Source organism: Vagococcus vulneris (assembly GCF_003950515.1).
Classification (GTDB): Bacteria; Bacillota; Bacilli; order Lactobacillales; family Vagococcaceae; genus Vagococcus; species Vagococcus vulneris.
Genome location: NZ_NGJS01000038.1, coordinates 1 through 1,672 on the forward strand (window position 1 = coordinate 1; position 1,672 = coordinate 1,672).

Sequence of the window (1,672 nt, forward strand, 5' to 3'; positions counted from 1 at the left end):
TAGCAAGTTTTAAATTAATGAGCTAAACATCGCAAGATGTTATCATACTTTTATTGAGAGTTTGATCCTGGCTCAGGACGAACGCTGGCGGCGTGCCTAATACATGCAAGTCGAACGCATTTCTTTTCACCGGAGCTTGCTCCACCGAAAAGAAATGAGTGGCGGACGGGTGAGTAACACGTGGGCAACCTGCCCATCAGAGGGGGATAACACTTGGAAACAGGTGCTAATACCGCATAATTCCTGTTGTCGCATGGCAACAGGATAAAAGACGCTTCGGTGTCACTGGTGGATGGGCCCGCGGTGCATTAGTTAGTTGGTGGGGTAACGGCCTACCAAGACCATGATGCATAGCCGACCTGAGAGGGTGATCGGCCACACTGGGACTGAGACACGGCCCAGACTCCTACGGGAGGCAGCAGTAGGGAATCTTCGGCAATGGACGAAAGTCTGACCGAGCAACGCCGCGTGAGTGAAGAAGGTTTTCGGATCGTAAAACTCTGTTGTTAGAGAAGAACAAGTGGGAGAGTAACTGTTCCCGCCTTGACGGTATCTAACCAGAAAGCCACGGCTAACTACGTGCCAGCAGCCGCGGTAATACGTAGGTGGCAAGCGTTGTCCGGATTTATTGGGCGTAAAGCGAGCGCAGGCGGTCTTTTAAGTCTGATGTGAAAGCCCTCGGCTCAACCGAGGAAGGTCATTGGAAACTGGAGGACTTGAGTGCAGAAGAGGAGAGTGGAATTCCATGTGTAGCGGTGAAATGCGTAGATATATGGAGGAACACCAGTGGCGAAGGCGACTCTCTGGTCTGTAACTGACGCTGAGGCTCGAAAGCGTGGGGAGCAAACAGGATTAGATACCCTGGTAGTCCACGCCGTAAACGATGAGTGCTAGGTGTTGGAGGGTTTCCGCCCTTCAGTGCCGCAGTTAACGCATTAAGCACTCCGCCTGGGGAGTACGGCCGCAAGGCTGAAACTCAAAGGAATTGACGGGGGCCCGCACAAGCGGTGGAGCATGTGGTTTAATTCGAAGCAACGCGAAGAACCTTACCAGGTCTTGACATCCTTTGACCACTCTAGAGATAGAGCTTCCCCTTCGGGGGCAAAGTGACAGGTGGTGCATGGTTGTCGTCAGCTCGTGTCGTGAGATGTTGGGTTAAGTCCCGCAACGAGCGCAACCCTTATTGTTAGTTGCCATCATTCAGTTGGGCACTCTAGCAAGACTGCCGGTGACAAACCGGAGGAAGGTGGGGATGACGTCAAATCATCATGCCCCTTATGACCTGGGCTACACACGTGCTACAATGGACAGTACAATGAGTTGCGAGACCGCGAGGTTTAGCTAATCTCTTAAAGCTGTTCTCAGTTCGGATTGTAGGCTGCAACTCGCCTACATGAAGCCGGAATCGCTAGTAATCGTGGATCAGCATGCCACGGTGAATACGTTCCCGGGCCTTGTACACACCGCCCGTCACACCACGAGAGTTTGTAACACCCAAAGTCGGTGAGGTAACCTTCGGGAGCCAGCCGCCTAAGGTGGGATAGATGATTGGGGTGAAGTCGTAACAAGGTAGCCGTATCGGAAGGTGCGGCTGGATCACCTCCTTTCTAAGGATAATTACGGAAACACATTGGTTAACTTTACTTTGTTCAGTTTTGAGAGGTCTACTCTC

Annotated in this window: 1 rRNA gene; it reads left to right on the forward strand. The window is 52.0% G+C overall.

What is annotated here, in order from left to right:
- Window positions 1–49 precede the first annotated feature (49 nt).
- Window positions 50–1,607: ribosomal RNA gene (locus CBF37_RS11450) — 16S ribosomal RNA — on the forward strand.
- Window positions 1,608–1,672 lie beyond the last annotated feature (65 nt).